Source organism: Metallosphaera cuprina Ar-4, assembly GCF_000204925.1.
Lineage (GTDB): Archaea > Thermoproteota > Thermoprotei_A > Sulfolobales > Sulfolobaceae > Metallosphaera > Metallosphaera cuprina.
This window is the reverse complement of sequence record NC_015435.1, coordinates 672,059-698,649: the sequence shown is the minus strand read 5'-3', so window position 1 is coordinate 698,649 and position 26,591 is coordinate 672,059. Positions and strand designations below refer to the sequence as shown.

Sequence of the window (26,591 nt, the reverse complement as noted above, 5' to 3'; positions counted from 1 at the left end):
TTATAGATATTATGAATACTACTAATCTCAATTGAGATCAAGTCACATGGCGTTAAAATTAGATGAACGTTAGACCTTGAGACTAACTCTCTCCTCTTAACTTTCTCGTTACTTCGCTTGAAACCTCCTTAGATAGTTTCCTAGTTTGCTCTGAGGCGTTTGAAGATCTTTTTGTGGTTTCTAAACTGTCAGAAAGTCTCCTAGTTGTTTCCATTAGTTCAATCTTCCTAGTTTGACCTGCAATCTCCTCCATTCTCTTCAACGTTCTAGTAGCTTCGACCAGGTTGCCCGCTTCAACCTCAGTAGATACCTTTTGCAGGTTATTGAAGTACTCGTATTCTAAAAGCACGTCCTTATTAACCCCGTTCACGAACATAGCCTGATTTTGAGCTGAGGAGATGTTTATTACACTCAACAACGCCTGGTTCCTCTCATCGGTAGGTTCTTGGTAATTAACTTTCACCGTCATGAAATTGCCGTTATAGTTTGGAGGTATAACGGCCTCGCCTAATATCTTGATCACTCCTTCAACCGCATTGATCTTCACTGGAGGTCCAGAATAGTTTAACAACCTCACGTTTGACTCTGCTACTATATCAACGGTTACGTTTTTAGCAGCTATCTTAGTCTTAGCGGCCTTAGGAAGTCTCTCGGGTATTTCCATCGCATCGCTAACATGATAGAACACGCCTCCAGACTTATCCGCTAAAGACTTCAAGATACTCTCGTTGTAGTCATCTCCCAAGCCAAAGGACACAGCTTGTACGCTAGAAGGGATTTGAAGTCTCCTATAAGTTTCTATGTTGGTGTCATCCGTGGGGTTACCGTCAGTAAGGAGAATAACGTAGCTCGGAACACCGTGCTTGTTATGAAGATTGAAAGCCGTAAGAAGAGCGGTGAAGAGCGCTGTTTGTCCTCCCGCATTTAGGTTAACTATCTCATTAGTAAGATCCTCTGGGTCTACGAATTCCCTCACAACGTTTACCCTGCTTGAAAAAGTTATAAATGACACCTTGTTTCCTTGAGGTATTCTCTTTAATAGCTCGATCGCCCCTTTCTTGGCGCTCTCTATTTTCAGCCCTTCCATTGAACCGCTAGTGTCTAGCAACACGATGTAATGGAAACCAGTAGCTGTGGAAGTTCTCTCTGGCACCAACAATATTTTGAAGACCATTTTTATCTCGCTGGTGAAGGAATACTTATGGCTATATTCCACTTTCATGGATAAAGTCAAGACCTTTCACCGTCAAATAGAAACTTTTCATCTAGAAAGACTTGTTTGAACTCGCCGTTCTCTTGAATTAAGATTCCAGCTCTCATCTTGTGGTATCTACTTGAGAACACCGTAATAATCCTTTCATTCATTTCCAATCTAAATCCGTCGGCCACCTCATGCCCCCTTATGATCCCTTTTAGGGAATTATTCTTTAGGAAGTCCAGAGTTACGTCGTTACCGTAAAAGTACGTGCCCTCGCCTCTTATATTTGGTACAAAACCTTCAAGCTCCTCCCTAGGATCGTTCCAGAGTAATTCAAACGCTATTTCGTTCTCTGGCATGACGTCAGGTTTAGGAAGTTCCTCTATCTGCTGTAAACTCTTGAGCTCCCTAGCTATACCTCCATGAACGCATAGATAATCGTTTATCACAGCTGCGTAGGGCATAACTGCAAACATGTCAACGAAACTGTTGTAGCTCTGTTCGTCAAGTTTCTCTTCAACCTCTTCTTTGAATCCATAGTAGTCGTTAGTTAGAGGACTCTCATGATTTCCCCTAAGCACTATAACCTTGTCTGGGTTCTCAAGGAATTTGTCAAGTATGATCTCTAAGTTCTCAAGTCCGTAAGGTTCTCTATCAACGTAATCACCTAGGAACACTATGCTATCGAAATCTGAGAAGTTGTCAAAGACGTATTTAGTAACGTTGTAAGCCCCGTGAGTGTCGCCTATATACGCTACTTTAGTTTTGTTGCCTAACCTCAAGAGAGGCTTCATTGAGGAAAACTTCTCTTGAGACTTAAACACTAGTTCAAGGATGTGACTCTTCCTCTCCTGAGGCCAATTACTCATTCTCTCACTATCTTGACTATTGTAGTGTTACCCAACTTCACGACGGCGTTATTTGGAAGTTGAACTTTCCCTTTAACTGCTTGAAACATTTTTCCGTCATAAACATACGTCCCATTAGTGCTATTAAGATCCTCAATGAAAAGAGAGCTACCCTCTTTATAAAGGATCGCATGCCTCCTTGATATCTCGCTATCTGGGATCATGATGACGTTCTCCGGGCTCCTACCTAGTGAGATGCTCTCAAAGACTTCAAAGTCTAGAGGAACTTTGGTTTTATTTAGAGAAGAAACGGGCGTTGCAATAAATTGTATATAAAACTTCTCAGTAACAATAGGCTGGCCTAGAGCCTCCTGTTTCTCAGCTTGAGGGCTTCCTGCGTTCTGAACAACTTGTTGTTGACTCTCAGGCTGTTCCTCAGCCTGCTTGTTCTCTGGTTGAGCTTCCTGCGTTTGCAAGACCTGAGGTTGTTGTTCTGTGGGATTTGACTCCTGTGGCGTAACTGATTCCTGTAAACCGCTCGGCTGTTGGTTAAGCTCTTGTTTTAATTCTTGTCCCTGTTCCTCTGGCTTCTTTAATCCACAGGAAGTACAAAACATCACGTCATCAGGATTTTCAGTTCCGCAACCAACACACTTCCATGTCATGCTTTTATTGTAGATCCAAAACCTAATTAAGTATTTCCGCCCATGAAAATCACTAGTTAATTTACACTAACATTACAGTTAACTATTTAACAATGAGTCAACTTCGTTTGTTACTTGATTTTAACGTAAAGTTGCTGTTATCTTAACTAATCCTTAAACCGGACCTTATCAAGCTTGTTTAACCTTCAACGTAATTACTTTTAGCCTTTCCTTAACGTAAAAATCAGCTGGATGCCCTAAAGAGTGACGTGTTGATCTGAAGATATCGTCTAGATCTTCGCTATAAAGTTTACCAAGAAATTAAGATCTGCAGGCGATGAGATTAGAACAGCCCTAACTCCAACACCCTCCAGTTCTCTTACAACATGAAGTACTCTATTCTCATCAAAAGTTGGTTGAGATATTGTCTTAATTATTTCCCTGTTTTTGTCAGTGCTAACTATTAAGTACGGGATGATCTTATCTAGCTCTAGGCCTTCAATGGAACTAAGACCAGCGAAGTGGAGAGCTAAGAAGAAATCGGCCTTCATGTCAAGCCTCCTCATTATCTCATCTCTACCTTTCCTCAAGCTTAACATCGCTCCCGATTTGACTCCGTACTCTCTAGTTATCTCAATTGCTCTCTCCGTAGTTACTTGATTTACCTCTTTCCCAAACGTAGGCCTATCGCCTTTTGTATAAGCTACTTCAAAGTTCATCATTCTGGCCGTAATTGATAAAGACCTAACATAGAGCTCATTAACGTCAGCCAGCCGTTGATTAATAAGTACCCTCTTCTCCTCACCTAAAATTTCCCTAACTAACGTTCCAGTAACTGATGGTATAACAGACGGTTGACCTAGAGCCGCATCCGGTATGTCAAAGCCGTCGTATCCCTCTAATAGTTTAATCTCCCTTCTTAGTTTCTCGTTTTTGTGTTTAGCATGAAGCTCTGCTAGTATCTCCATTTCCCTTACCACTTTATAATCCCTAAGGCTATATAAGAATGTGCGAGAACGTGTACTGTAAGAAGTGCGGCTCAAAGGCTGTTATAAGGTTACCTTACGCTAACCTTACGTTATGCGCCAAGCATTTCTCAGAATGGTTAGAGACCAGAGTGGAGAAAGTGATCAAGGAATACAAAATGATATCAGAAAAGGATGTGGTGGCTGTTGCTGTGTCCGGAGGTAAGGATAGCACAACTTTACTTCATATCCTTAAAGGACTGTCAGAGAGAAACGGGTTTGATTTAGTCGGAATAAACATTGATCTGGGTATAGATAACGGAACTAAGTACTCAGCACTAAGTACGGAGTTGGCAGTAAAGAACTTTGAACTTACACACGTGAGGTACAAAGTTATAGAGCTGAAGAGAGAGTACGGATTTGGAATAGATGAGGCTAAACTTAAGGCGAGAAGACCGGTCTGCAGTACGTGCGGACTGGTGAAGAGATACGTCCTTGAGGAAGCTGCAGAGAGCGTAGGGGCTAACGTACTAGCTACTGGACACAACCTAAATGATATGGCCGTATTTGTCATGTCTGGATATCACACTGGAGATTTACAAAACTTAGCTAGATTGAGGGCCGTGTCACCTGCAGAAAACGGATACATAAAGAAAGTGAAGCCTCTGTTCTTGACCTCAGAGAAGGAGACTGCTACTTACGCCATAGTTAATAAGATACCTTTTATAATGGACTCATGTCCAAACAATCCAAGCGTAGGCGGACCAACTTCAGATAAACTGAGAAGGTTAATTGAGAACACTGAAGATGAGATTCCAGGTTTTATGGTTAGGTTAGTAGAGAACTTTGAAAACAAGATAAGGCCTTTCTTCGAGGACTTGCCTAAATTCAATCTAGGAAAGTGTAAGATGTGTGGTAAACCCACTAATAACGATAGAGAAATCTGCTCCTTCTGTGCTCTTAAGATTAAGATGGGCGGTGACTCAAAGGATGTCGTCGCGAAATGAATTTAAGATAGTCTTGAGGTATCCTGACGGTAGCGTGGCTGGATACTCGAAGTACAATAATGGCATATCCACTGTCTTAGATGAGAGAGGAGAGTTCCTATTTGAAGTGGAGGGAGTGTTCCCCCCAAGGCCTAGACGCACTTCAATGGATTGGATAGAAAAGGTCCTTGAGAGAGGTTTACCAGACTGTAGGAAAAGGTTTATACTCTACGTAGGTTCCCGTTATCTAGTTAACGTTAAGAGATTGCCTGAGGAGGAGGCGGTCCAAAGGTTAAGGGATTTTTACTATAAAGGAGGCGGGAAAATTTATGACACTTGGATAAGATCAGTTGTCAGAGGCGTGAAAAACAAGGGTATAATGCCGCCTTCGCTCGAGTCTTTGAAAAATAAGGACAGGGAGATGTATCAGGTTATAAAAAACGTTTTAGAAAGAAAATAGTATATCAACTTTATAACAACTTAACGAACTAATACATATGGTGTCCGAGAAAAGATGGGACGCATTTACGTGGCTAGCTGTAGTCACTCCATTAGTGGTTTTCTTTACGATATCTTTTCTCCTCTCTGAGTATCTCTACGGTTTCCAACAATGGAGGGAGGTAGCCCCTGTAATCTTAGGGTTCGCACTGTTCTTCCTTATCGTAGGCGTTTTCCTAAGATCGAAGTTCGGAAGGTTAGCCCTTTAGATCAAACTAGTTTAGCCTCTCCTCCGCTTTGTCGAGGAAGGCGTCTACGTAGTTTTTCTCTCCAAACACTACTAAATCGTCTATCTCCTTTTGATAATACTTCTCTATTATCCTTAGCAGATGTTCTGTAGTATTTGGGAAGACATCAACAATCTCTCCACCTTGAAGTTTATCGTCCTCATATATCGCCACGGCCATGTTCTTATAAACGTTGACTCTAAATGTTGATATTATCTTACCATCTTCGACCTTCTTGTAAACGTAAATGAGTAACAGAGGTTCAGTCATTGAGTGCCTGACGTACTCCGAGTACTTTATCATGGTTTATTTAACTGATTACATGATTTAAAAACATGAACCAATTAGAGGACCTACTTGAGTTCGTAAGAATCGACACAACGTCTGCCAAAGGTAAGGGTGAAGAAGGCGCCAAGTTCATTAAGGACTACATGGAGAGACACGGAATAGAAGCGAGGCTGATAAGGCATCAATCCAAGAACCCTTACGTTTATGGAGAGATAAACGTTAAGGCAAAAAGGACCCTCTTGGTCTACAATCACTATGACGTTCAACCAGTAGAGCCTTTAGACAGGTGGGAGAGTGATCCTTTCACGCCAGTTATGAAGGAAGGTAAGATTGTAGGGAGAGGGGTTGGAGACGATAAGGGATCGCTTATGGCTAGACTGCAAGGAATTCTGGAAATGGAGAAGTTACCATCCCTGAATCTGAAGTTCATTTACGAGGGGGAGGAAGAGATAGGTAGTCCCAACATTGATTCCTTCCTGAAGGACTATAAGGACCTACTTAAAGCTGACTACGTGTTGTGGGAAGGTGCAGGAAAAGGTTCTAGCGGGGCTCCTGAGATCGTGCTGGGAGTTAAAGGATTACTTTACGTGGAGATCTCCACTAGGACAGCTAAGGACTTACACTCCATGTACGCCCCAGTAGCTAAGAACCCTGCTTGGAAGTTGGTAGAGGTCTTGTCATCACTAAAGAGAGACGGAAAGGTAGCAGTACCTGGGTTTTACGATAAGGTGAAGTGGTTGACTAAAGAGGAGGTATCATTCTTAAAAGGAGATAAAAAATCGATGGAGGAAGCCATAAGTCAAGAGGTACCAGAAGATTTTCAGAGGAGGTTGGTAGAAGAACCCACCTGTAACATTGCAGGCCTCTATTCAGGTTATACAGGGGAAGGATCAAAGACCGTTATACCTTCTTATGCAATGGCGAAACTAGACTTTAGGTTGGTACCCGAACAAGATCCCGACGAGATACTTAACTCTTTAAAGAGTTACCTTCGTGATGTGGACATCAGAGTATTAGGGAGGGTTAGACCCTATAGGACGTCAATAAATAGTGAAGTCGCTCGGTGCCTAATAGATTCGGCCAAAGAGGTCTATGGCATGGATCCAGAAGTTTTACCTAACAGTTATGGCACCGGACCTATGGAATCGTTCGCTAGAATCTTGGAAAACAATCAAATAGCTGATGGTATTGGCGTAGATTATCCAGGATCTAACATACACTCGTTCAACGAAAACATTTTCGTACAGGACTACCTCAAGGCTAAGGAATGGATGAGATCCTTCGTTAAGCGCCTAGCTCAGCTTTAGTTTTGCTGTCACCTATCCAGACTCGGCAAACTCATCACGAAATATCTCGACTCACTTAATTAAGTTAGGCGTTGATAACTTTAGCGGCGTCGTATTAAATCATGAATTCGGTTTTTATTCGTTTAAATCCTTCTTAATTCGTCCACTTTTGCTCTGTAGAGGTGACCCTTGTGCTTATTACAATCAGACGCCCCGAACCCGATAACTTCGTCGGTGAATGAGTCTGCTATTTCCTCCTCATCTTTGTCTAAAATAAACGCAGCTAAAGGTTTACAAATGTCCTTTAGGTAGTCAACGTGCCAATGCCTTTTCTCAACTCTCTCGTTCAAATGCCTAGATATCCTTTTACTGCAATTGACTCCACATGAACCAACGTAGGCGTACGTGCCTCTCTCAATGGAGAATCTCCTTTTACCTTTCGTTATCACACCATCATTACATTCGAATATTATAACGTATCCCTTAACATGTTTCATTTATTTCATGTATTCTATTTTTGGAAAGATTTTTAGATTAGTTTATCCAATCAGAAAAACCAGTGATAAAATGGTAGTCGAATCGAACTGTGAGATTCCTGAAAATCTGTTCTATTATATCGATGGGAAGAACACAGTTTGGGCTAAACAAGAATCACCCGATACGATTCTTGTAGGGATTACAGATATAGCCCAAACCATGGCAGGTAAAGTTGTGAAGGTTAGAATAAAGAAGAAGGGAACTAAAGTAGAGAAAGGTAAGCCTGTAGCAACGATGGAGAGTGGAAAGTGGGCGGGTCCGGTTCCAGCTCCTGTATCCGGAGAGGTAGTTGACGTTAACGGTGAGGTTGAGAAGAGCCCGGTATTAGTTAACAGGGATCCTTATGGGAACGGCTGGCTAGTTAGAATGAAGATAACCAACCCTGAGGAGATCAAGCAGCTCTATACGGGAGCCCAAGCAGTACAGAAGCTTAAGGAACTCGTAGCAGCGGAAAAGATTTCTTGTAAGAGGCTATGACATGTCCTGGAGGTTCGTCTCCCTCCCCCCTCAAGATGGCTATCACATGATAACTTCTTTCGTCGCGGTAGCTGAATACGTTACGAAGGGGGGTAAGGACACTTTTTTGGTTTTTTCCGTAAAGGAACCGTTCGTCAATGTGGGTGTTCATCAGGAAGTTTGGCTTGAGGTTGACCTTGAGTACACTAAAAAGATGAAGATACCTGTAGTTAGAAGGGATTTGGGAGGTGGTACTGTAGTCATAACCCAAGGAGAGCATGACTACTTCCTCGTTTTAAGACAGGAGGAGGCACCCTCGGATCCTAAAGCTCTCTACGAGAAGTTTCTAACCCCTGTAGTAAACGTTCTTAAAGATTACGGTCTTAACGCATCGCTTAGAGACCAAGACATTGTAGTAAATGGAAAGAAGATCAGCGGGAACGGAGCTATGACTCACGGGAAGGCCGTTGTGATAGCGGGTAACATTCTAATGAATGTAGATACTGAACTCATGAGTAAATGCATCAAAGTTCCATCAGAGAAGTTTAGAGATAAACTGGCTAAAGATATGTCAGAGTGGATAACTTCATTAGAGAGGGAATTAGGTTACGTCCCACCTAGGGAGGAGTTAGACAAGAAACTGAAAGAAAGTTTTGAAAATAGCCTGGGCATTAAGTTTGAAGAGGCCAGGTTAACTCCTGAAGAGATTGAGCGATGGGAGCAACTCTCAAACGAGAAGAAGAAAGAGGAGTGGATATTCTACAAGGATAACAGACATCCAGAACTTAAAACTGAAAGGTGCGTCAAGATATCATCGGCGGTAGTGGTTTGTCACTTCGACTACAAGGCGAGGAAACTAGTGAGACTAACTACCAAGTTTGTGAACAAACGTTTACATGAGGTTTCCATATCCGGAGACTTCTTCGTTATGTCACCTCAAGGGTTTGTAGAGAAACTCGAAGATAGACTGAGCGGAGTTCCTCCAGATAAGATTCCAGAAGTGATAGACTTGACCTTCAACGAGATGAAACCTGTTATCTTCGGTTTCACCGCTGACGATCTTAAGAAGGCTTTCCAAGAGATAATAAACAAACCGGAAGTTCAGGAGGTTATCTAAAAAATTATATTGAAATGATTGTGAGTATATCCCTCTCTTCTACGCTCCCTAATAGAGCCCTAGCGTCTACCACAGGAATTAGGCCTAAGTTCTCTTTCGCCATAATAGTTCTAGCGGTCTCCAGAGTAGAGTCCGGAGTTACTCTAAAGACAGGACTCTTCATTATTTCTTGTGACTTATGGTTGTATCTCTCCGTGAGTATAGCGTTAGCGACATCCCTTATTGAGATAACACCTGCGGGCAGATTGTTTTCAACAACTATCGCGTGCCTCTCCCAGTTTTCCCTCATCGCCTTAGCGATCTCCAAGATTGAGGTTTCCAAAGACGCTACTACTGGATCTACCTTCATCACGTCTCCAACCTTCACGCTCTCATCGACTTTTATATTCCTAATTAGATCTCTTTCGGTTACAATACCTATAACTCTCTCACCTTCTGTCACTAGAAGGGATCCAACCCCCTTTCCCGTCATGATCTTTGATGCCTGCCTCAAGTCAATATCTTTAGATACCATCAAGAGATCGCTCGTCATTACCTCTTCCACAAGCTTTGCCCCCTGAAGCCATCCATACACTAAATCCCTAATGGTAACTATACCGTCAATATCTCCCACAATAAGTCGTCTAATGCCATGTTCTAGCATTATTTTCATTCCATAGGTTATGCTGACTTGACCATCTACGGCCACTAAATCCCTTGTCATCACTTCACTAACTTTCATGAGATCACGGTTTAGTTATTTTAAGGGATGAACACCTTGATATGCATTCACTTATGTTTGTAAATTTCCACTCTCCTCTGGGCTTGAAGCATTCCTCTACACACGGGTCCGATACCTGAGCCTGCATTTTTTACACCAATATGATATTTCAGATAAAAGGAAAAAACCTTTACGGGAGTAGTTTCCTATTATCAACAGTGGAAATTTGATAGAAAAGGTTGGTAACCTAGAACTGGAGATTGAGGCAATAATAGAGATAGATGGAAACGAGTACAAGGTAGTAAACGTACCCTCCGCAGATGAATATAAGGGATTTCCACCGTCGTGGGAGTTCGTAAAATCCAACATGTTAAGCTGGAGACCGTATTTTAAGGGGAAGATGATCGAGTTTAACGGACAGCAAATACCTTCGATAGGTCAATATCTGTTAAACGTTGATGAGGAGATGTACAAGTTCATTATGGATATTTATCTAATGTTCAAGGTAAATAAACCGTCTATTGAAACTAACATTAGCGTAGTTATATCGAAACAGATCGATGAGCTAGAAAGGGAAAGAGGTAGAACGCTCAGCGAAAACGAAAGAACTCAGCTCTACTTAAGGTATGCAGTCGAGGCCGCCATACTTAAGGATATTGGACTGATCAACTAGGTGATATTGATGATTACGTTCACCGCTGAGGGGAGATTAGATAAGGATACCGCTGTCATAAACATTAACGACAACGAGTTCAAGATAGGACTCATGGGTTCGGATAACCCTACTCCGGAGGAGTTCCTTTTAGGTGCTGCTCTCTCATGTATGATGCTAACCGTTTATTACGTATCCAAAGAACTAAACGTAAAAATAGAAGGTGTCGAAGGTTACATCGAAGGTACTTTAGACCCAAAGGGGTTTCAAGGCGAACCTGGAGTACCTCCCGGTTTACTCCAGGTTAAATACGAATTAACAGTGTTGTCTAATGACGAGAGAATAGAGGAGGTAATGAAACTGTCTTTGAGAAGGTGCCCATTAAAGGATACTCTCGTTAGGAGCGTAAACGTCGAAGTGTCATGGAAGATCAGAAAGGTTTAAAATCGATTAATTTAAGTTTTTTTGATAAATAATGTCTGAGGAACTCATGAAACCGGGAGAGAAGGAACTAGAGGAGATAAGAGGATACCTTTTTGATCTCCTAGATAATTTAAATAACATAGCGGCTAAACATGAGAGGATCTTGGTGTCTAAAGGGATAATGCCAAGATTGACAGTCTTGTTGGGAACGATAACAATGCAGAGATATCAAATTGACCTAGTTGTAAAATATTACTGGAGACAATTAGAGGAAGTTATTAACTCGATGTCACAAATTGAAGAAATGAAATCGGATATGAAGGACGTGTTAGACGACCTTCAGAAGATCAAGGAGCTCTTGACGTTGGCCAATGTGAAGACGTAGGTTTTTTTACGTTTCCCTATACGATCATTTTAAAAGCCACACGTCCGTAAAAGTAAAGAGGAACCTTGATGCAGATAACCTTCTTCCATGATGTACTTTGCCCCTTCTGTTACGTCACCAACAAAAGGTTAAAAAAGGTCCTCTCTGAGTATAAGGGCGTTCACGTAAAACATAAGGCTTTCATGATAATTTCTTCACTAGATGACCTCTTGGCTGCGGCCCCTACAGAAGAGGACGCTAGGGAGCTATTCAAGAGCGAGTTCTCGATTTTAACCAGATATTTTCCAGATTATGATCCCAAGAAGGTATTGGAGAAAGGAAATATCGGGCACGTTTGGTCCCTTCCACCTTTAATGGCGTGCAAGGCTGCTGAGTTCCAAAAGGGAGATGAAGGCCATTGGGAGTACTTCTCATTAGCACAGGAGAAGTTCTTCATGGGAGGAGAGAACGTTAATGACGACAAAGTTTTGATCTCAGTGGCGGAGGAGATAGGATTGGATGTTGAGAAGTTCAAAAGGGATTTCAAGTCAAAGGAAGCTAAGCTAGCGGTTATTCAAGATGAGGAGGAGGCCAAAGCAATGGGAATAAAGGGAGTTCCAGCACTGGTTGTAAACGAAAAGTGGCTGATAAGAGGAGTACAGAGCGAAGAATATCTAAAACAGGTCATAGACGATGTATTAACTTACGGCGAACCGAAGAAGATCGAGTTAAAGGCCTATTGGGAGCAGTGAGTTAAGTCTGAGCTTAGAGTTCTCTAGGCGAAATAAGGGAATTGAAGACGAAGGTCAATGAAGATCACGGAACCGGCGCCGTCTATCTCCTTTCACTTGAAAAAGCGTTAAGATCAAGGAACTCGTTGAGATCATTACTCTAATCAGTACAACTTGATGGATGTGGCTCAAAATTTCCAGTACGTTGAAGTTCGTAACGCTAAAGCTTATTTACGGAAAGAGGCTATCTTTACTTATGAAGAGAGTCAAAGACGTAATGAACGTACCAGTTTTCCAAGTAGAGGCAAATACAACTCTTCAGGAAACTTGCAAGCTGATGATGGAGAAGGGTGTGGGATCTGTAGTAGTAACCGATAAGGGAGTACCTAGAGGAATCTTCACAGATAGAGACGCAGTTAAGGCAATAGCTAATGGCGCGTCTGCGCTGGACGAGCTGAGAACTGTGGCTACAATGGGGGATTTAGTGACTGTTGATGAGGACTTGGAGATAACAAAAGCTGCTAAACTGATGTCGGACCGGAAAATACGTCATTTGCCAGTGAAGAACAAGGAAGGGGAGATTGTAGGTATGGTATCAGTAACAGATCTTTCGGCCGAGCTCAAAGAATAGACTTATGTGTTTTATTGACCGTGCTTAGAGTTATTACGCGCTAATAAGTATGTGTGAAAATATTTATTTCGCTATAGATATCTTCCCCTATGAGTATAGCAATACTTAAGGACGCTAAAGGAGAGGTAGCGCCCCTATGGAAGGCTATCTCTATTGAAACTGTGAACGGGTCAACAGAACTAGTTAACGCAGGGATGGGTAGATCTTCAGTACTACCACAAGTTGATGTTTTGATGGGTAAGGACATGTTGGCAGGTGAGATGAATTTGCTCTCCTCGGTTTACTCTATCGTTGTAAACCATAACAAGATTGTTAGATACGACAAGATGATCTTAAACTACCCGAAGATGCCATTTGAAGCTAAATCGTTAAGCATAGGCTATTGTGACGAAGGGTTCAGCGCGTGTATGTCGGCGGCGGGATCTAATTCGGTTCACGCCATATACCCTTTTCCTTTTAGAGACGAGTCGTTCAAAAGCGTATTGAGCTATGAAGTGTTAGATTATGACATAGTAAGAGAATCGTATAGAGTTTTAAGGAAGGGTGGAAAGTTCTTCTTGATCTTTAGAGATGAGATATTCGGAGGGGTTAGACCCAACACTGCCTTAAAATTTTTAATAAAGTTTAGTCTATCCTCAGCCTATCTTAGAGACGGTTTTTGGATAATCGAAGCGAGAAAAATAAAATAATATGCAATAAACCAATGTACATGTAGAAAAGTTAAAAATATGTACTAGCGAAATTTTAAAGAGATGTCTAAACTAGTTCCGCTTGAGAAAGCGGTCTCGCTTGTGAAGAGAGGAGATACGATAACCGTGAGCGGAATCTCAATTCATAGAAACCCTATGGCTTTCATAAGGTTACTCGTTGATTACGAATATGAGGAACTCGGTTTTGTAGACAGAGAACCTGGAATAGCGTTGGAGGTATTACTTAAACATAACGTAGTTAACAAAGTTAGAGTGGCAATGGCTACGTTAGAGTGGTTCGGTATGCTACCCACGTTCAGGTACAAGATAGAAAATGGGGAAATAGATTACTTGGAAGACACGTGTGGAGCGTTCATAGCTGGCATTAGAGCTGGAGCTAGCGGTGTGCCGTTTATGCCCGTAAAGGGTGTCTTGGGAAGCGACCTGGTGGAAATCCATGAAAAGAGAGGTACATGGAAGGTATCAAGTGATCCTTTTACAGGAGAGGAGATCCTCTTAGTTAGAGCCATAACTCCGGACGTAGCGATAATTCACGTCAATAAGGCTGATCAGAACGGGAACTCAGAGATTTTAGGACCGCTGTACGAAGATGAGTATAAGGCTAAGGCTGCAAAGAAACTGATCGTAACGGCAGAGGAGATAGTAGATGAAAGCTATTTCTACGGGAGGAGGCCTACGATCAATTCGGTTTACGTTGATGCCGTAGTCCACGCGCCTAGAGGCGCTGAACCCTCAAGTATGTATCCTCTTTACGACTCTGATTACGAAGGGATCTTGAAGCTATTAGATCAAGCTTAGTTTCTGGTAGATCAAAATAAGTTATCAAAATTCAGTAAGGGTGATCACTCCAACGCCGATCTAAGGTTATAGGGATCTAACGTGTTTATGTACGCACTCTCCTCTGGACTTACCGTGATCATCTTGTCTGACTTCAGTTCAACGTGAAAACCGGTGTTATTCACTATGTCTTCGAGTTCAGACCAAGGATAAATCGAGACGATTGTCCACGTTCTTTTCTCCCTATCGAACTTAAAAACTGCAAGATTGGTAACCAAGAACACTTCGTTGTCAGAGTTTCTAGCAGTACCAGTTACAAAGTCCACCCTTTTCACAATTGAGTTTTTAGAGTGCTTTAAATTCCATAAGATGACCTTTTTTGCTAACGGCATCAAATACGCTGTTGCAGCTCCCCCCGGCAGCTTCACTTTTGGCCTTTCGTATCTACCAATTGCGGTCAAGTTAATATTGGTCTCTTGATCTACTTGAACTGGACCTAAAAACATGACGTCAAGTCTTCCCTTTTGGGCTAAATCAAAAGAATCTGCGGTTATCATTACTGGAGAGTCTTTGATAAAGAATGGATCTCCAGTAGATGGAGACAATATTATGTCCTTAGGATTGTAAGCCTCCGCCACACCTACAATTTGTATATTTTTCTTTTGAAAATCTCTAGCAAGAAAGGAGGCCAATAGGGCGGGTCCCGAGTTCAATCCGACGTAAACTAGTTCGCCGTCATCTATGAGCTCCGCTATAGCTTTAATCACATAGTCTATCTTCATAACAGAAGCTTCTTAAGTCATAAATTTAAATTCCTATTATGTACTACGTTTACAAGTTTAGAGATCACTTCATAGCAGGTGTTAACCACGTAGTTCCAAATTATTTTCAGGACATAGTGTTCATACGCCAAGAGGGAAATAAATGGAACGTCATCAGCGCGGAAAGGTTCAGACATCAAGATCCTGAACTCCTTAAGATTAGAGACCTTGTTAAGTTTTCTACCCATGTAGAGGACCTGAAGAAAGCTGTAAGCGACCTCATGAAGGAGGGGATAAAACTAGAGGAAATAAGAAATCCTCCTTTTCCCAAGTCCTTTATTGATGGGAAGAAAAAGATTCAGGCCGAGTTCGACTAGTGATTCTCCTAACCCTCTGCTTTACCTTCTCTCCTGCCCTTAACCACTGAGCGTTTCTTTCTAGATCACCGTTTAGCGTCGTGTCCCTAAGGAGTCTCAAGAACTTGTCAGCGTTTGATTGTTCGTTAAGGATACTATCCTCTAGAGTCTCACCTTCCTTAACCCTCAATATTATAGAAGCTATTTTGTTCAGTCTATCTGGGACTCCTAGCCTAGATCCTCTTAGCGCAATCTTTACATGCCTGAAGGAGTAACCAGCCTCTTTAGCCATTTCTTTAGTAGCGTATTTCCAACCGGAGTCGTCCACTATTCCACCCAAAACGAAGCAGTCCGTACTCCTTATTTGCTCTTCGGTAACTTGATCCTCGGCGTAAGGATCTAGTATGAGAGTATTACTAGGAGGCATTACGTCTCTCCTCACCTTGTTAGGGAAACCCATAACCTTTATGAGATGCTCTAGCTCTTGGGATGTATGATTAAGTGAAAGGTTGTAATCCCACAAATGTTTTCTAATGGTGGATATCAGCATTAATGTCTGACTCGCAAGTTTACGCTTTTCGCTTTCTGAGTGCCTATTCCAAAGAGAGAAATCCACTATAAACAATGGGAACGGTGGAAAATCAATCTCTACCTTCTCTCCGTTAGGGTGAGGAGATTCAGTTGCTAACTCGTTTCCCCTGCCGGTGATAAACGATATGCCGAACTCTTCTCCAACTCGCTTACCGTAGTATATTCCTCTCTTTATACCCCAATCGTAGAGAAGGAACTTGAGACCCAGATGTTGTAAAAAAGGCCTCTCTATTCCTCTCAAATATAACGTGTCTATGCCCATTTCCAGGAGTTGTTTACCAATAACCTTCCCCAAAATCAACTAGATCCTGGGAATATTATACCGTTTCGGCATATAAGCCATAAGTAGCGTTTCAGGAGTGAACGCCATGTTCTTAAAACTTTCATTAGAGCTGGATTTCGCACTTATGAACCCTCTTATTCAGAGACTTGAAATGTCTTTCCTGAACTTACTAGTAAATGTATCGTAAATTTATTTAGATACTCAATTTGAGAAAGTTTGAACAACTGATCGACGTCCTCTACATACGAAAGGTATCTAATAGTATTCTACTACGTTTTTTAAGCTGAAAGTTGCAGAACGATGGGTCTGTGACCCTAAGATAAAGATCATAGACAAAAACGAACTTGCTCTTTACTAGTTCTACTTTAGGCCTAAACACGTAGGCCTAAGGTTAGAGTTAAGTTTATATTATTTTGGGTAACCCTAATACTTATGGATATACTGAACTTAGTGTTAAATCCACCTTCAAACCTAACTGTGGCTGAGATCCTGGGGATCTCATTCATTTTGGGCCTAATGCACGGAGCCACTCCTGATGAACATACATGGCCTATTACCTTTAGTTATGCGATTGGAAAATACAGTACTAAAGGAGGAATGAAAGCAGGTTTTCTTTTTTCACTCGGTTTTACCCTTCAGAGGGCTTTACTAACTACTTTGGGCTTTATAGGATTAGCTGCGATTTACAAGGAATATAACCTAGACGGTCCCGTTTATTTCGTTGTAGGTTTAGTGATGGCTATAGCCGGATCTTACATTCTAAAAGGTAGATACGTTCATCTACCTATAGATAGACTTCTTCACAGTGAACATCACGATCCGCGAGCTGAGAGAAACGAGATCAGAGATCCTCCTATAAAAATGACTATAGTACATGGTTTAGTAGCTGGTTTCGGCTTCGGAGCTTACGCCTCAATAATAACCTTCGTTTTGGCTCCAGAGATGCCTAGTTTACTCTTCGCCCCATTACCTGGAGTAATGTTTGGTCTTGGAACTATGAGTATGCAGATAATCTTTGGAGCTTTATTCGCTAACATAATGAAAGTGAAGAAGCTTACAGAGGATGACATACGCTATGTTGGTACCAAAACCGCAGGGAGGGTGCTCTATTATGGTGGTATCACGTTTTCTGCTGTAGGGCTCTTTATCTTACTGTTCCCTAGCATAGATAACTGGGGGATCTCAACGGGCTTTGTAATACCCAATTTAAATGCCATAGACGTAGGGTTCCTACTTGTGGTATCAACAGTAGGCATTTTGGGAGTGTTAAGCATGATTATGAGTTATAGAGAAGTAACTAAGATGAGAGTATCGAAGGAAAAGAAAATTAAAGCTTGATTTTTTAGATTGTTAAACCTCATTAGGGTATGGAAGGAGTTAGATCCCTTCTTGTTGAGAGCTTAAAGAAGTATGGAATGCCTTTCCCCGTTGATAGCAACGTGTGTACGGGCTGGACTAGGGATCTGCCTAAAAGGAGGGAAACTATAATTTTCACATCGTGTATGTATCAAATAGAACCTATAGTTCCCAGATTAACTAAGTTTTCATCTGTTGCAGGATCACTAAAGGGCTTATCACCTTTAGCCAAACTAATTAAACCTTCCAAGACTGAGCTAGAAAGGGCATATAATATACTCAATAACATAGTTTCGGCGCTGAAGAGAAAAGGAATTGATTTGGGGTACCTATACGAAGATGAGCCGTACAGCGGCGCTATACTCCTAGAACTAGGGTTGTTAGAGGAGTTTGCGAACCACGCGAAAGCTGTATATAATAAGTTGAAGGAGTATGGAGTAAAAAGGGTAATCACTGTAGATCCACATACGCACAACGCGCTAACTAGATACAAGGAATTCATAAGTTTTGACGTTGATGTTATGAATTACTTGGAGGTTGTCAGCTCTAATAAAAAAGTAGAGGATGAGTACACGATTCACGACTCATGTCTCTACTCTAGGTTCTTGAACTTGAGAGAGAGGTACAGGTCAATAATTAGTGATTCCGGGATCAAATTAAAGGAGGACTTACTTATAACAGGAAAGGAGACCTCAAGTTGCTGTGGAGGACCCATAGCGGGAGTAAATAGGGACTTAAGCGAAGAGATAGCTAAGAGGAGAGCAAGCGATCTCAACTCACTTTCAAGTAAGTTATTGGTACTATGCCCTATCTGCTACGTTACCCTTTCCCCTTACTTTAAGGGAGAAATTAAGGATTTGGCTGAGGTTATACTATGACGTGGGAAATAGCTATAAACAGGACGATAAGGAACAACGTACCGAGAGTATATAACGTCCTGGAGAGACACCCATACATCAAAGACCTAGCTTTAGAACTAAGAAAGGCTAAGCTAGATGTAATAAACAACCTTGAGAAATACGTTGAGGAGACCGTTGAATCTGTAAAGAGGATTGGAGGAATCCCTCATGTAGTGAGCGATAGTCATGAGGCTAGAGAGGTTGTTACTAAGATCATAGGAGAGAGAAAGAGAATCATAATGGGAAAGTCAATGGTCGCTTATGAAATAGGCTTAAGAGAGCACCTGAAAAGGTTAGGCAAGGACGTTTGGGAGACCGACCTGGGGGAGTTCCTTATACAGTTAGCAAATGAACCTCCTTCACACATTATAGCTCCGGCGGTCCACATGTCAAAAGAGAGAGCTGAGGAGTTAGTTAGGGAGGCCCTAGGAGGATTGTCTGAGGACGCCACTCACGAGCAAATAGTGGCTAGAGTCAGAGAGTTCCTTAGGGATAAGTTCATAAATGCGGAAGTTGGAATTACTGGAGCTAACGCTATATCCGCTGATACAGGTTCAGTTATCCTGGTTGAAAATGAAGGTAACATAAGGTTTACGACCGTTTCCCCATCAGTACATATCGCTATAGCCGGGTTCGAGAAGATAGTTCCTACTCTCCCCTATGCTATGATGGAAGCATTGGTTCAGGCCGCATATGCCGGACTCTACCCTCCTACATACGTTAACCTAACTTCTGGACCCAGCTCTACCGGCGATATAGAGATGAAGAGAGTTAGTCCCGCTCACGGTCCCAAGGAGTTTCACTTGATCCTCTTAGATAACGGTAGGGTAAAGGCGTCAAAGGACTCAGAGCTCAGTGAGGCTCTGCTTTGCATAAGATGTGGAAGATGTCACCTCCACTGCCCTGTGTACAGGGTTTTAGATGGAAAATGGGGTACCCCACCGTACTCCGGTCCTATGGGAGCCATGTGGTCTTATATCGTGTACGGAAACGCAAATCATTCACTCCTATGTACTCACTCAGGAGGGTGCAAAGAAGTTTGTCCAATGAAGATAAACATCCCTAAAGTGTTGGAGAGGATTAAAAGTAGAGCTTGGATGCAGGGTAAAGAGGTGCTTTAACCACTATTGCTTTTTGTTTCTAAGAAAACCTCTTATTGTCTGTGTATTAATGAATGCGTATGAAAGTTGAAAAATCCAGGCTAGGAGAGGTTTACTACTATCCTCTTTCTCAACTCCAGGAAATAGGATTTGAAATAGAAAAATATCCTTATTCTATAAAGATCTTAATTGAAAATGTTCTAAGGAACATAGATGGAGAAAGGATAACTGAAGAGGATCTCGAAACTATTGCCGGATGGAAAACAGGCAAGGATTTCGCGTTTATCCCAACTAGAGTTATAATGCAGGACTACACAGGAGTTCCACTACTCGTGGACTTGGCAGCTATGAGATCCGAGCTCGAGAGAAGAGGAAAGGACCCTTCTAGAGTCAACCCTAAAATTCCCTCAGATTTGATAATAGATCATTCGGTTCAAGTGGATTACTTTGGAACAGAATATTCGTTGCAGATGAACATGAGACTAGAGTTCGAAAGAAATAAAGAAAGGTACCAATTCCTTAAGTGGGCTCAAGGAGAGTTCTCAAACCTAAGGATAGTCCCTCCAGGAAACGGGATAATACACCAAGTTAACTTAGAATTTCTAAGCAAAGTGATCGATGTAAGAGAACACGAAGGGAAAATTACAGCGTTTCCCGAGATAGTTATAGGGACTGACTCCCATACAACTATGGCTGACGGAATAGGTGTTCTAGCTTGGGGAGTTGGCGGACTAGAGGCCGAGGCAGTTATGTTAGGTGAACCTTATTTTATGTCCGTTCCAGAAGTCATAGGAGTTAAACTGATCGGTGAGGTTAGAGAGGGCGTAACGCCAACTGATGTCGTCCTTTACATTACTGAGAAATTGAGGAGAAAGGGCGTGGTCGGGAAGTTCGTTGAGTTTTTCGGGCCCGCCTTGTCTAATCTTTCGGTTCCAGATAGAGCCACAATAGGAAATATGTCCCCTGAATATGGGGCAACCGTGGGTTACTTCCCAATAGATGAGAACACTTTATCTTACCTCAAGGGAACAGGCAGGGATGAAAAGATCGTTGAAGAATATACTAAGGCTCAGGGATTATTTTATTCAGTCGAACCAAAATATAGCGATGTTATAGAAATTAACTTGAGTGACGTAGAGCCTTCTTTAGCCGGTCCCAGGAATCCAGACGAACTAGTCCCCTTAAAAAAGATGCCTGAGATCAAAGTAGGCAACAGGAAAGGGAAAAGAGTAAGCGACGGAAGCGTTGTAATAGCCTCAATTACGAGTTGTACTAACACCTCTAATCCTACTGTGATGTTAGGAGCTGGCATTCTAGCAAGGAAGGCGGTGGCGAGAGGACTTAGATCTATGAACTACGTGAAGACCAGCATGGCGCCTGGATCGCCAATTGTGGTAAAATACCTAAATGAAGCAGGGTTGACTCCCTACCTTGAGGCTCTTGGGTTCCACGTAGTAGGTTTCGGATGCACTACGTGTATAGGAAACGCGGGACCGTTACCAAATGAAATAGAGAACGATCTAAAACAAGGTATAGAGGGATATGCGGTGATAAGTGGAAACAGGAACTTCGAAGGGAGAATTAATCCTTTATTGAAAGGTACTTATCTAGCCTCTCCAATATTAGTTGTAGCATATGCGCTAGCAGGTCGGATTAACATTGATTTTGAGAGAGAACCTCTAGCACTGGATCCTAACGGTAATCCGGTCTATTTGAGAGACGTCTGGCCCACGACGAAAGAGATCTCCACGTATATGAACTTAGCTTTAAACCCTGAATATTACAAGGAGAAGAAGGATAAGATATTTACTGGGGATGGCAATTGGGAGAGCCTCAAGATAGAAGGAGGTTTAACCTACTCATGGGATGAGAAGTCGACGTATATAGTTGAACCTCCCTGGTTCAGAGAAGTTTATGAATTTAAACCGATAAGGAACGCAAGGATTCTACTAGTTTTAGGGGATAAGGTGACCACTGATCACATCTCTCCAGCGGGGCCTATAGCCAAAGACTCTGACGCAGGCAGATACCTTGAGAGTAAGGGTGTAAAGGAGTTCAACACTTATGGGGCTAGAAGAGGCAATCATGAGATTATGTTAAGGGGAGGTTTCGCAAATCCCAAGGTTAAGAACCTTATGATAGATCGAGAGGGAGGATACACGGTACACTATCCGGATAAAACTGTTGATACGATATATAATGTGGCGATGAGGTACAAAAATGAAGGTGTACCAGTAGTTATATTTGCAGGAAAGCAGTACGGATCCGGTAGCTCTAGAGATTGGGCAGCTAAGGTCACGTACCTGCTAGGTGTCCGCGCAGTGATAGCCGAAAGCTTTGAGAGAATCCATAGAAGCAACTTAGTGGCTATGGGAGTGATCCCAATAGAAGCAAACTGGAAGGATATAGACCTTAATGGAAACGAATTAGTTAGCATTGAGTTAGATGAGATTAAACCTCGTACAACAGTTACCATAACGATAACTGGAGAGAAAACTAGAACTATCAAAGGATTGGCTAGAATTGATATAGGTAGAGAAGTAGAGTATATTAAACATGGTAACATATTAAATTATGTATTTAATAAATTTTTATAAATTAAAATAAAGAAAAAGAACTCAAGAAAAATTTAATTTATTGTTTCATCGGCATTATCTTAACGGAATTATCGTTCTCGTCAAACACTACCCTGACTAGGTCTCCTTCCTTTATTTGAAATTTCTGCCTTATCCTAGCAGGTATTGTAACTTGATAATTTCTGCTCACTTTAACTATATCCTCTACTGCCATTTTTTATCCATATCCATTACTTACTTGAGGTTTATAATATTTTCTATATACTCTCAACGGAGACAGCAGGCGATATATAATTTTTTGGTGAAAAAGTTCTATTAAAATTTTTGTTATAGAATTCTAAGCATGGTAACAATTTCTTGATTCAATGTTCTAGAACTGAACCGAGATCGCAAACTAAACTTTTGCATAGATAACGATTCTTTTTTACAAAATTTCTGAAAGGGGCTTGATCCTTATAAAGGATTCTATGACAAACGTAATAACATGGAGATTGGCAAGGTTATTGACGAACGTGAAATGCTTGAGACCTTAAGGATTGCAAGTAAAAACGGAAAGAAGGTCGCAATAATAGGGACTGGTAACCACTCTAAAAAAGTGGCTGACCTAATAATTTCTACTGCTAGAATGTCTGACTTCACTATTAGGGACTCTGAGGTAATCGCACAGGCCGGTTGCCCAATATCCAAAATAAGGGAGGAAGCTATGAGCATGGACTTACTCTTTCCTTCGCTTTATGATGGAACTGTGGGAGGTTTACTTGCCACTAATGAAGCTTATCCTATTTCAACAGCCTACGGTACTCCATACTCCTTCACACAATGGACTAGGATAGTAACTAATTCAGGAGTATTAAAATGGAAGGGTCTGATAGGATCTAAAGGATTGTTGGGCGGTTTCACTGAGGCTTCAATGAGGCTTTATCCAAGACCTAGCAGAGTTGAAACCTTTACAACCAAATTAGAGGAAAAGGACTTGATTCAGGTTTATAACAAAGTGATTAACCTTAATCCTCTTGCCTTCTTGATAGAGTACGACAACGGGTTTACGATTCACGTCTCCCTAACTGAGGGTAAAATTGACGGCATGGACTCATACGAAGGTGTACCCTTAGTGGAAGAGAGTGACAAGGGTAGCTATATGGTAAAGGTGGATGATATAAGTTCGTTTATTGAACTAGTTAACAAGGTTAGACCAATTTACGCGTACTACATACAGGGAGTTAAGTGGAGTAAAGTGTATACTTCCGAAGAATCAGAGCTCGATGGCTGGGAACACTTCAATAGCACCGAAGTCCCTAAAGTGGTCTGGAAGCTAAAAACTATCTTAGATCATTGGAACACACTGGTCTAATAAGAGTATTTCAATTAAATCCATCTTAATACGCTCAGGAAAGCCTATATTTTAGATTTCTCCTCTTATTTCATGAAATACACTGAAACTGCACCTAAACTTTTTATGAATACGGGAACAAAATTTCATAGATCGCTAATTTTTGCAATGGGAGTTATAAAATACTCTTGTGCAAGAACTAACGTTTCTCTAGGACTTTTGGACCAAAAGATTGGAAAGGCAATTGAGGAAGCGTCTGTGGAGCTCATGGAAGGGAGGAACGACGATAAGATAATCCTTGACGTCTTCCAAACTGGCTCAGGAACTGGTCTAAACATGAACGTTAACGAGGTTATAGCTGAGAGGGCTTCGCAAATTTCAGGAGTTAAAGTTCATCCTAACGATCACGTTAACTTAGGTCAGTCATCTAACGACACGGTTTCAACTGCAATAAGAATAGCAGCCGTAAAGCAAGTAAAGGATAGGCTGATCCCAGCCTTGACAGAGATCGTTCAAGCGTTTAGGGAAATAGGAGAGAAATACAACCATGTTATAAAGGCCGGCAGAACTCACCTTAGGGACGCTACACCTGTGACTTTTGGACAAGAGATGCTCGCATACGCTGATGCGTTTGAGCACGACATCTACTTGCTCAATTCAGTTCTTAGCTACGTTAGAGAGTTACCGATTGGTGGTACTGCTGTAGGAACTGGAATGAACTCTCATCCCATGTTCAGAGAGAACGTAATACGCGTTATAAATGAGGTCACTGGAGACAACTTCACACTAGCTTATCCCTTCAGGGCCATGAGATTCCTCACCGATTTGCTTACTCTGAGCGGGGTCATGAGAACTATTGCAGTGGAGTTATACAGGGTCTCTCAAGATTTCAGACTTATGTTCTCTGGACCGTTCACAGCAATTGGAGAGATAGATCTCCCAACCCAGGAGGAGATAGCCGGTAGTAGCATAATGCCAGGTAAAACCAACCCAGTGAGTGCTGAGGCCTCTATGTTGATATCAGCCCAAGTTGTGGGCTTAGATCAAGCTAATCAGTTCGCCTCCAACCTAGGGGAGTTTGAATTGGCCATGGGCGTTCCCCTTATCGGAAATAACGTAGCCGTTCAATGTGATTTGCTCTCTGAGGGACTAAGTAAGTTCGCTAGATTAGTAGTTAAAGGAGTTGTACCGAACGAGGAGAGGATGAGGATATACGCAGAGAGCAGTCCAGCACTTATAACAGCCATATCCCCTATAGTAGGATATGATAAGGCCTCAAAAATAGGAAAGATGCTTGCTAAAGGGATGTCAATAAGAGAAGCGTTGAAGGAACTAGGGTTTAACGATAGTTCTATAGATCAAATCTTAGACCTCAATAAACTAACTAAACCCGGGATTCAGAAGTAGTGCTTTTACATCTAAAGAGAAGGGTAATCTTTAAATAGATTAAGACGATCTTGAGCCCAAATGAAAGGGAATAACATTCCTTCATATAAAAGGGCAGCTTTGATCATAATCGCGTTGGCTTTTTTGTCATGTTTCATACCTTTATCCTCAGCTTTCTCAGCACAAAGCCAGTTAACCATCTCTTACGAGAGATATGTTAGCGTATTTTATAGCAATCAACTTCACAGGTTCCACAATGACTTAGTCGACGCTTCCGTCTATTATTACATTAGCAACTCCACTTACACCTCAAGTTATTTAGGGCATGCCACTGACGTCGCTTCGGATATTTATTTATATCAAGTTGTTCCCTCAAACGAGTTATTAACATATAACGGAACAATTAAGCTCGATCTAAATCAGAACGGTTCACTCACTGTTGTTTCACAAATACCTCAACTAATTAGACTAGTTGTTAATTCCTCTAGCATTGAGGAGCTTGCGTGGGCCGGCCTTCTCATGAACAATCAGACTATCAAAACTAACGTCTACGTTAACGGCACCGGATCAATCACCTTAGTATTTATCAACGGATCGTCTCTGACCAACGTTACCTTCCCCTTAAAGGTTGGAGAGCAGACATTCTCAGATAGCTTGAAGCTCGTTAAGATCTACCCCTCGCTGATTTCGCATTCTAGCGAGAAAATTGAAGTCCAGCAAAACTTTCCCAGAAGATACGTTCCTGAGCATGAGGAGTTCGCAATAAGTAACAACATGATAACCTCTTCAGCTAATTACAATACAACGTTAGCCTACTTGAACGGTTCTCTTGTGCCTGCCTTAGTTTGGAAGGGAGAGGGTTTAGAAATGATGAGTCTAGGATTTGATAGATTTAGCGTTGAAGGAAACTCAAACTACCAGTTTACCACAATAGAGTTCTTTGGAGTGAATGGGACTTCTATAGGTTATATCCACGTCACGTTCATATCAAAATCTGGATCTAGGGAGTTCTTATTCAATAACTCTTCTTCGAACCTTATGGCTGGAGAAATAAAGTGGGTTTTAGGGAAGACCTCTATACCAAGTTCTTCTATAAAGGCAAACATAAAGGTAAAAGATCTACCTGTAATAATAACTATTACCGATAACGATTCCATTGAGTCTACAGCGTTCGTTAATGTTAGCCATGTTGTCTTTGCGAACGAACATAACTATCATAATAAAGCATACTTGGTGGAAGTTTCAATCAACGGAACGTATAGATTTGTCCTAATAACAAAAGACGGCAACATATACAACGTCAGTTTAGCTGAACCTGAGGCAATTACAATAACTAACGTAACGATAGACAATAGAGCTCATGTTGCTCAAAAGGTGTTAATAAACGGTAGCCAGAACGTAGTTTTTAACGTCTCTCCTTTGTATAATCAATCCTTTGTCGTCTATAAGCAAGTTAACGGTACAATTGAACCGCTCAATTCCACAAATTATTTCATTATTCAAAATAAGATATTTATATATGACGATCCATCAAACGTATATTATATAGTTTACGGAGTTACACCAACTAGCTCCACTAACTCAACCGGCCCACAATCGGTTTCCTCTAATAACTCACAACAAGGAACGCCATTAAATTCCGATTTAGTAATATACGGCATTATTATATTGATCGTAGCCGTTATCGTCATTCTAGTCCTCATTAGAAGAAAGTAGATATTTCTTTTAGTTTTTAATAAGCTAAATTATTTTTACTTAATAACTTTTCACGTAGTTTAACGTCTGAGTTCTTCTATTCACGTTTTATCTCTTGAGATCTCCACGTGGAAACTTAGATTTTTATAGCGTTATTAAATCCCACGATGAAATCCACGTTCATTACAACTCAATTTTCCATCGCAGTCAGATGAACGTT

Annotated in this window: 31 protein-coding genes; 21 read left to right on the top strand and 10 right to left on the bottom strand. The window is 41.5% G+C overall.

The window, feature by feature from the left end; all coding sequences use genetic code 11:
- Window positions 1-82: 82 nt before the first annotated feature.
- From MCUP_RS03950 to MCUP_RS03935, 4 genes are all read right to left on the bottom strand, one after another.
- Window positions 83-1,234, bottom strand: a complete 1,152-nt coding sequence (locus tag MCUP_RS03950) for a VWA domain-containing protein (protein WP_013737381.1) — start codon at window positions 1,232-1,234, stop codon at window positions 83-85.
- On the bottom strand, window positions 1,231-1,992 hold the full coding sequence (locus tag MCUP_RS03945; RefSeq protein WP_373419059.1) for a metallophosphoesterase: 762 nt from the start codon (window positions 1,990-1,992) through the stop codon (window positions 1,231-1,233). The genes MCUP_RS03950 and MCUP_RS03945 overlap by 4 nt, the downstream gene beginning before the upstream one ends.
- 71 nt (window positions 1,993-2,063) lie before the next feature.
- The gene (locus MCUP_RS03940; RefSeq protein ID WP_013737379.1) at window positions 2,064-2,711 is read right to left on the bottom strand and encodes an FHA domain-containing protein; all 648 of its coding nucleotides are present in this window, start codon (window positions 2,709-2,711) and stop codon (window positions 2,064-2,066) included.
- 269 nt (window positions 2,712-2,980) lie between these two features.
- Window positions 2,981-3,658 (bottom strand): hypothetical protein, encoded by a 678-nt coding sequence (locus tag MCUP_RS03935; RefSeq protein WP_048057451.1) that lies wholly within the window; start codon window positions 3,656-3,658, stop codon window positions 2,981-2,983.
- A gap of 38 nt (window positions 3,659-3,696) precedes the next feature.
- Here MCUP_RS03935 and MCUP_RS03930 point away from each other — a divergent pair, with 38 nt between their 5' ends.
- From MCUP_RS03930 to MCUP_RS03920, 3 genes are read left to right on the top strand one after another with little or no spacing between them, the layout of a single operon-like run.
- The gene (locus tag MCUP_RS03930) at window positions 3,697-4,662 is read left to right on the top strand and encodes a PP-loop family protein (protein ID WP_013737377.1); all 966 of its coding nucleotides are present in this window, start codon (window positions 3,697-3,699) and stop codon (window positions 4,660-4,662) included.
- Window positions 4,646-5,101 carry a DNA primase noncatalytic subunit PriX gene (gene priX, locus MCUP_RS03925; RefSeq protein WP_013737376.1) on the top strand — a complete coding sequence of 152 codons (456 nt, stop codon included), beginning with the start codon at window positions 4,646-4,648 and terminating at the stop codon, window positions 5,099-5,101. The genes MCUP_RS03930 and priX overlap by 17 nt, the downstream gene beginning before the upstream one ends.
- Window positions 5,102-5,138: 37 nt before the next feature.
- The gene (locus tag MCUP_RS03920) at window positions 5,139-5,348 is read left to right on the top strand and encodes a hypothetical protein (protein ID WP_013737375.1); all 210 of its coding nucleotides are present in this window, start codon (window positions 5,139-5,141) and stop codon (window positions 5,346-5,348) included.
- Between the two features lie 6 nt (window positions 5,349-5,354).
- Here MCUP_RS03920 and MCUP_RS03915 read toward each other — a convergent pair whose 3' ends face one another.
- Window positions 5,355-5,669 (bottom strand): hypothetical protein, encoded by a 315-nt coding sequence (locus MCUP_RS03915; RefSeq protein WP_013737374.1) that lies wholly within the window; start codon window positions 5,667-5,669, stop codon window positions 5,355-5,357.
- 32 nt (window positions 5,670-5,701) lie between these two features.
- On the opposite strand from MCUP_RS03915, the gene MCUP_RS03910 reads away from it, so the two are divergent.
- Entirely contained in the window at window positions 5,702-6,961 is a 1,260-nt protein-coding gene (locus MCUP_RS03910; protein ID WP_013737373.1) for a M20/M25/M40 family metallo-hydrolase, read from the top strand.
- A gap of 122 nt (window positions 6,962-7,083) precedes the next feature.
- Here MCUP_RS03910 and MCUP_RS03905 read toward each other — a convergent pair whose 3' ends face one another.
- The gene (locus tag MCUP_RS03905) at window positions 7,084-7,437 is read right to left on the bottom strand and encodes a GIY-YIG nuclease family protein (RefSeq protein ID WP_013737372.1); all 354 of its coding nucleotides are present in this window, start codon (window positions 7,435-7,437) and stop codon (window positions 7,084-7,086) included.
- Window positions 7,438-7,507: 70 nt separating this feature from the next.
- Here MCUP_RS03905 and MCUP_RS03900 point away from each other — a divergent pair, with 70 nt between their 5' ends.
- The gene (locus tag MCUP_RS03900; RefSeq protein ID WP_013737371.1) at window positions 7,508-7,954 is read left to right on the top strand and encodes a glycine cleavage system protein H; all 447 of its coding nucleotides are present in this window, start codon (window positions 7,508-7,510) and stop codon (window positions 7,952-7,954) included.
- Window position 7,955: 1 nt separating this feature from the next.
- Window positions 7,956-9,050, top strand: coding sequence for a lipoate--protein ligase family protein (locus MCUP_RS03895; protein ID WP_013737370.1), 1,095 nt, complete (start codon window positions 7,956-7,958; stop codon window positions 9,048-9,050).
- 4 nt (window positions 9,051-9,054) lie between these two features.
- Here MCUP_RS03895 and MCUP_RS03890 read toward each other — a convergent pair whose 3' ends face one another.
- Window positions 9,055-9,771: a CBS domain-containing protein gene (locus MCUP_RS03890; RefSeq protein WP_013737369.1), complete on the bottom strand. Its 717-nt coding sequence runs from the start codon at window positions 9,769-9,771 to the stop codon at window positions 9,055-9,057.
- Between the two features lie 205 nt (window positions 9,772-9,976).
- Here MCUP_RS03890 and MCUP_RS03885 point away from each other — a divergent pair, with 205 nt between their 5' ends.
- The 7 genes from MCUP_RS03885 to MCUP_RS03855 all read left to right on the top strand — a co-directional run bounded on the left by MCUP_RS03885 (window position 9,977) and on the right by MCUP_RS03855 (window position 14,059).
- Window positions 9,977-10,423: a hypothetical protein gene (locus MCUP_RS03885; protein ID WP_013737368.1), complete on the top strand. Its 447-nt coding sequence runs from the start codon at window positions 9,977-9,979 to the stop codon at window positions 10,421-10,423.
- A 9-nt stretch (window positions 10,424-10,432) separates the two neighbouring features.
- On the top strand, window positions 10,433-10,846 hold the full coding sequence (locus MCUP_RS03880) for an OsmC family protein (protein WP_013737367.1): 414 nt from the start codon (window positions 10,433-10,435) through the stop codon (window positions 10,844-10,846).
- Between the two features lie 31 nt (window positions 10,847-10,877).
- Complete coding sequence (locus MCUP_RS03875; protein WP_013737366.1) at window positions 10,878-11,210, top strand: hypothetical protein; 333 nt, start codon at window positions 10,878-10,880, stop codon at window positions 11,208-11,210.
- Window positions 11,211-11,278: 68 nt separating this feature from the next.
- A complete protein-coding gene (locus MCUP_RS03870; RefSeq protein ID WP_013737365.1) occupies window positions 11,279-11,941 on the top strand; it encodes a DsbA family oxidoreductase in 663 nt (220 codons plus the stop codon).
- Between the two features lie 235 nt (window positions 11,942-12,176).
- On the top strand, window positions 12,177-12,551 hold the full coding sequence (locus MCUP_RS03865) for a CBS domain-containing protein (protein ID WP_048057715.1): 375 nt from the start codon (window positions 12,177-12,179) through the stop codon (window positions 12,549-12,551).
- An 89-nt stretch (window positions 12,552-12,640) separates the two neighbouring features.
- Window positions 12,641-13,240 (top strand): class I SAM-dependent methyltransferase, encoded by a 600-nt coding sequence (locus MCUP_RS03860; protein WP_013737363.1) that lies wholly within the window; start codon window positions 12,641-12,643, stop codon window positions 13,238-13,240.
- Between the two features lie 63 nt (window positions 13,241-13,303).
- Window positions 13,304-14,059 carry a CoA transferase subunit A gene (locus MCUP_RS03855; protein WP_013737362.1) on the top strand — a complete coding sequence of 252 codons (756 nt, stop codon included), beginning with the start codon at window positions 13,304-13,306 and terminating at the stop codon, window positions 14,057-14,059.
- A 44-nt stretch (window positions 14,060-14,103) separates the two neighbouring features.
- Here the strand turns inward: MCUP_RS03855 and MCUP_RS03850 are convergent, their stop codons facing one another.
- On the bottom strand, window positions 14,104-14,820 hold the full coding sequence (locus MCUP_RS03850; RefSeq protein WP_013737361.1) for a CoA-transferase subunit beta: 717 nt from the start codon (window positions 14,818-14,820) through the stop codon (window positions 14,104-14,106).
- 38 nt (window positions 14,821-14,858) lie between these two features.
- Here MCUP_RS03850 and MCUP_RS03845 point away from each other — a divergent pair, with 38 nt between their 5' ends.
- Window positions 14,859-15,176 carry a hypothetical protein gene (locus MCUP_RS03845; RefSeq protein WP_013737360.1) on the top strand — a complete coding sequence of 106 codons (318 nt, stop codon included), beginning with the start codon at window positions 14,859-14,861 and terminating at the stop codon, window positions 15,174-15,176.
- Here MCUP_RS03845 and trm10 read toward each other — a convergent pair.
- Window positions 15,136-16,047 carry a tRNA (adenine(9)-N1)-methyltransferase Trm10 gene (gene trm10, locus MCUP_RS03840; protein ID WP_048057450.1) on the bottom strand — a complete coding sequence of 304 codons (912 nt, stop codon included), beginning with the start codon at window positions 16,045-16,047 and terminating at the stop codon, window positions 15,136-15,138. The two genes, MCUP_RS03845 and trm10, sit on opposite strands and share 41 nt — an antisense overlap.
- A gap of 414 nt (window positions 16,048-16,461) precedes the next feature.
- Here trm10 and MCUP_RS03835 point away from each other — a divergent pair, with 414 nt between their 5' ends.
- Genes MCUP_RS03835 through acnA form a run of 4 tightly spaced genes read left to right on the top strand, consistent with a single transcriptional unit; the run spans window position 16,462 to window position 21,981 of the window.
- A complete protein-coding gene (locus MCUP_RS03835; RefSeq protein ID WP_013737358.1) occupies window positions 16,462-17,367 on the top strand; it encodes a hypothetical protein in 906 nt (301 codons plus the stop codon).
- Between the two features lie 29 nt (window positions 17,368-17,396).
- A complete protein-coding gene (locus MCUP_RS03830; protein ID WP_013737357.1) occupies window positions 17,397-18,263 on the top strand; it encodes a heterodisulfide reductase-related iron-sulfur binding cluster in 867 nt (288 codons plus the stop codon).
- Window positions 18,260-19,405 carry an LUD domain-containing protein gene (locus MCUP_RS03825; protein ID WP_013737356.1) on the top strand — a complete coding sequence of 382 codons (1,146 nt, stop codon included), beginning with the start codon at window positions 18,260-18,262 and terminating at the stop codon, window positions 19,403-19,405. Before MCUP_RS03830 ends, MCUP_RS03825 begins: the two co-directional genes overlap by 4 nt.
- A 59-nt stretch (window positions 19,406-19,464) precedes the next feature.
- Complete coding sequence (gene acnA / locus MCUP_RS03820) at window positions 19,465-21,981, top strand: aconitate hydratase AcnA (RefSeq protein WP_013737355.1); 2,517 nt, start codon at window positions 19,465-19,467, stop codon at window positions 21,979-21,981.
- 37 nt (window positions 21,982-22,018) lie between these two features.
- On the opposite strand, the gene MCUP_RS03815 is transcribed toward acnA, so the two are convergent.
- Window positions 22,019-22,174 carry an AbrB/MazE/SpoVT family DNA-binding domain-containing protein gene (locus MCUP_RS03815; RefSeq protein ID WP_013737354.1) on the bottom strand — a complete coding sequence of 52 codons (156 nt, stop codon included), beginning with the start codon at window positions 22,172-22,174 and terminating at the stop codon, window positions 22,019-22,021.
- 270 nt (window positions 22,175-22,444) lie between these two features.
- Here MCUP_RS03815 and MCUP_RS03810 point away from each other — a divergent pair, with 270 nt between their 5' ends.
- From MCUP_RS03810 to MCUP_RS03800, 3 genes are all read left to right on the top strand, one after another.
- Window positions 22,445-23,311 carry an FAD-binding oxidoreductase gene (locus tag MCUP_RS03810; protein ID WP_013737353.1) on the top strand — a complete coding sequence of 289 codons (867 nt, stop codon included), beginning with the start codon at window positions 22,445-22,447 and terminating at the stop codon, window positions 23,309-23,311.
- A 72-nt stretch (window positions 23,312-23,383) separates the two neighbouring features.
- On the top strand, window positions 23,384-24,697 hold the full coding sequence (locus MCUP_RS03805) for a class II fumarate hydratase (protein WP_048057449.1): 1,314 nt from the start codon (window positions 23,384-23,386) through the stop codon (window positions 24,695-24,697).
- A 60-nt stretch (window positions 24,698-24,757) separates the two neighbouring features.
- Window positions 24,758-26,392: a hypothetical protein gene (locus MCUP_RS03800; protein ID WP_013737351.1), complete on the top strand. Its 1,635-nt coding sequence runs from the start codon at window positions 24,758-24,760 to the stop codon at window positions 26,390-26,392.
- Window positions 26,393-26,591: the final 199 nt, after the last annotated feature.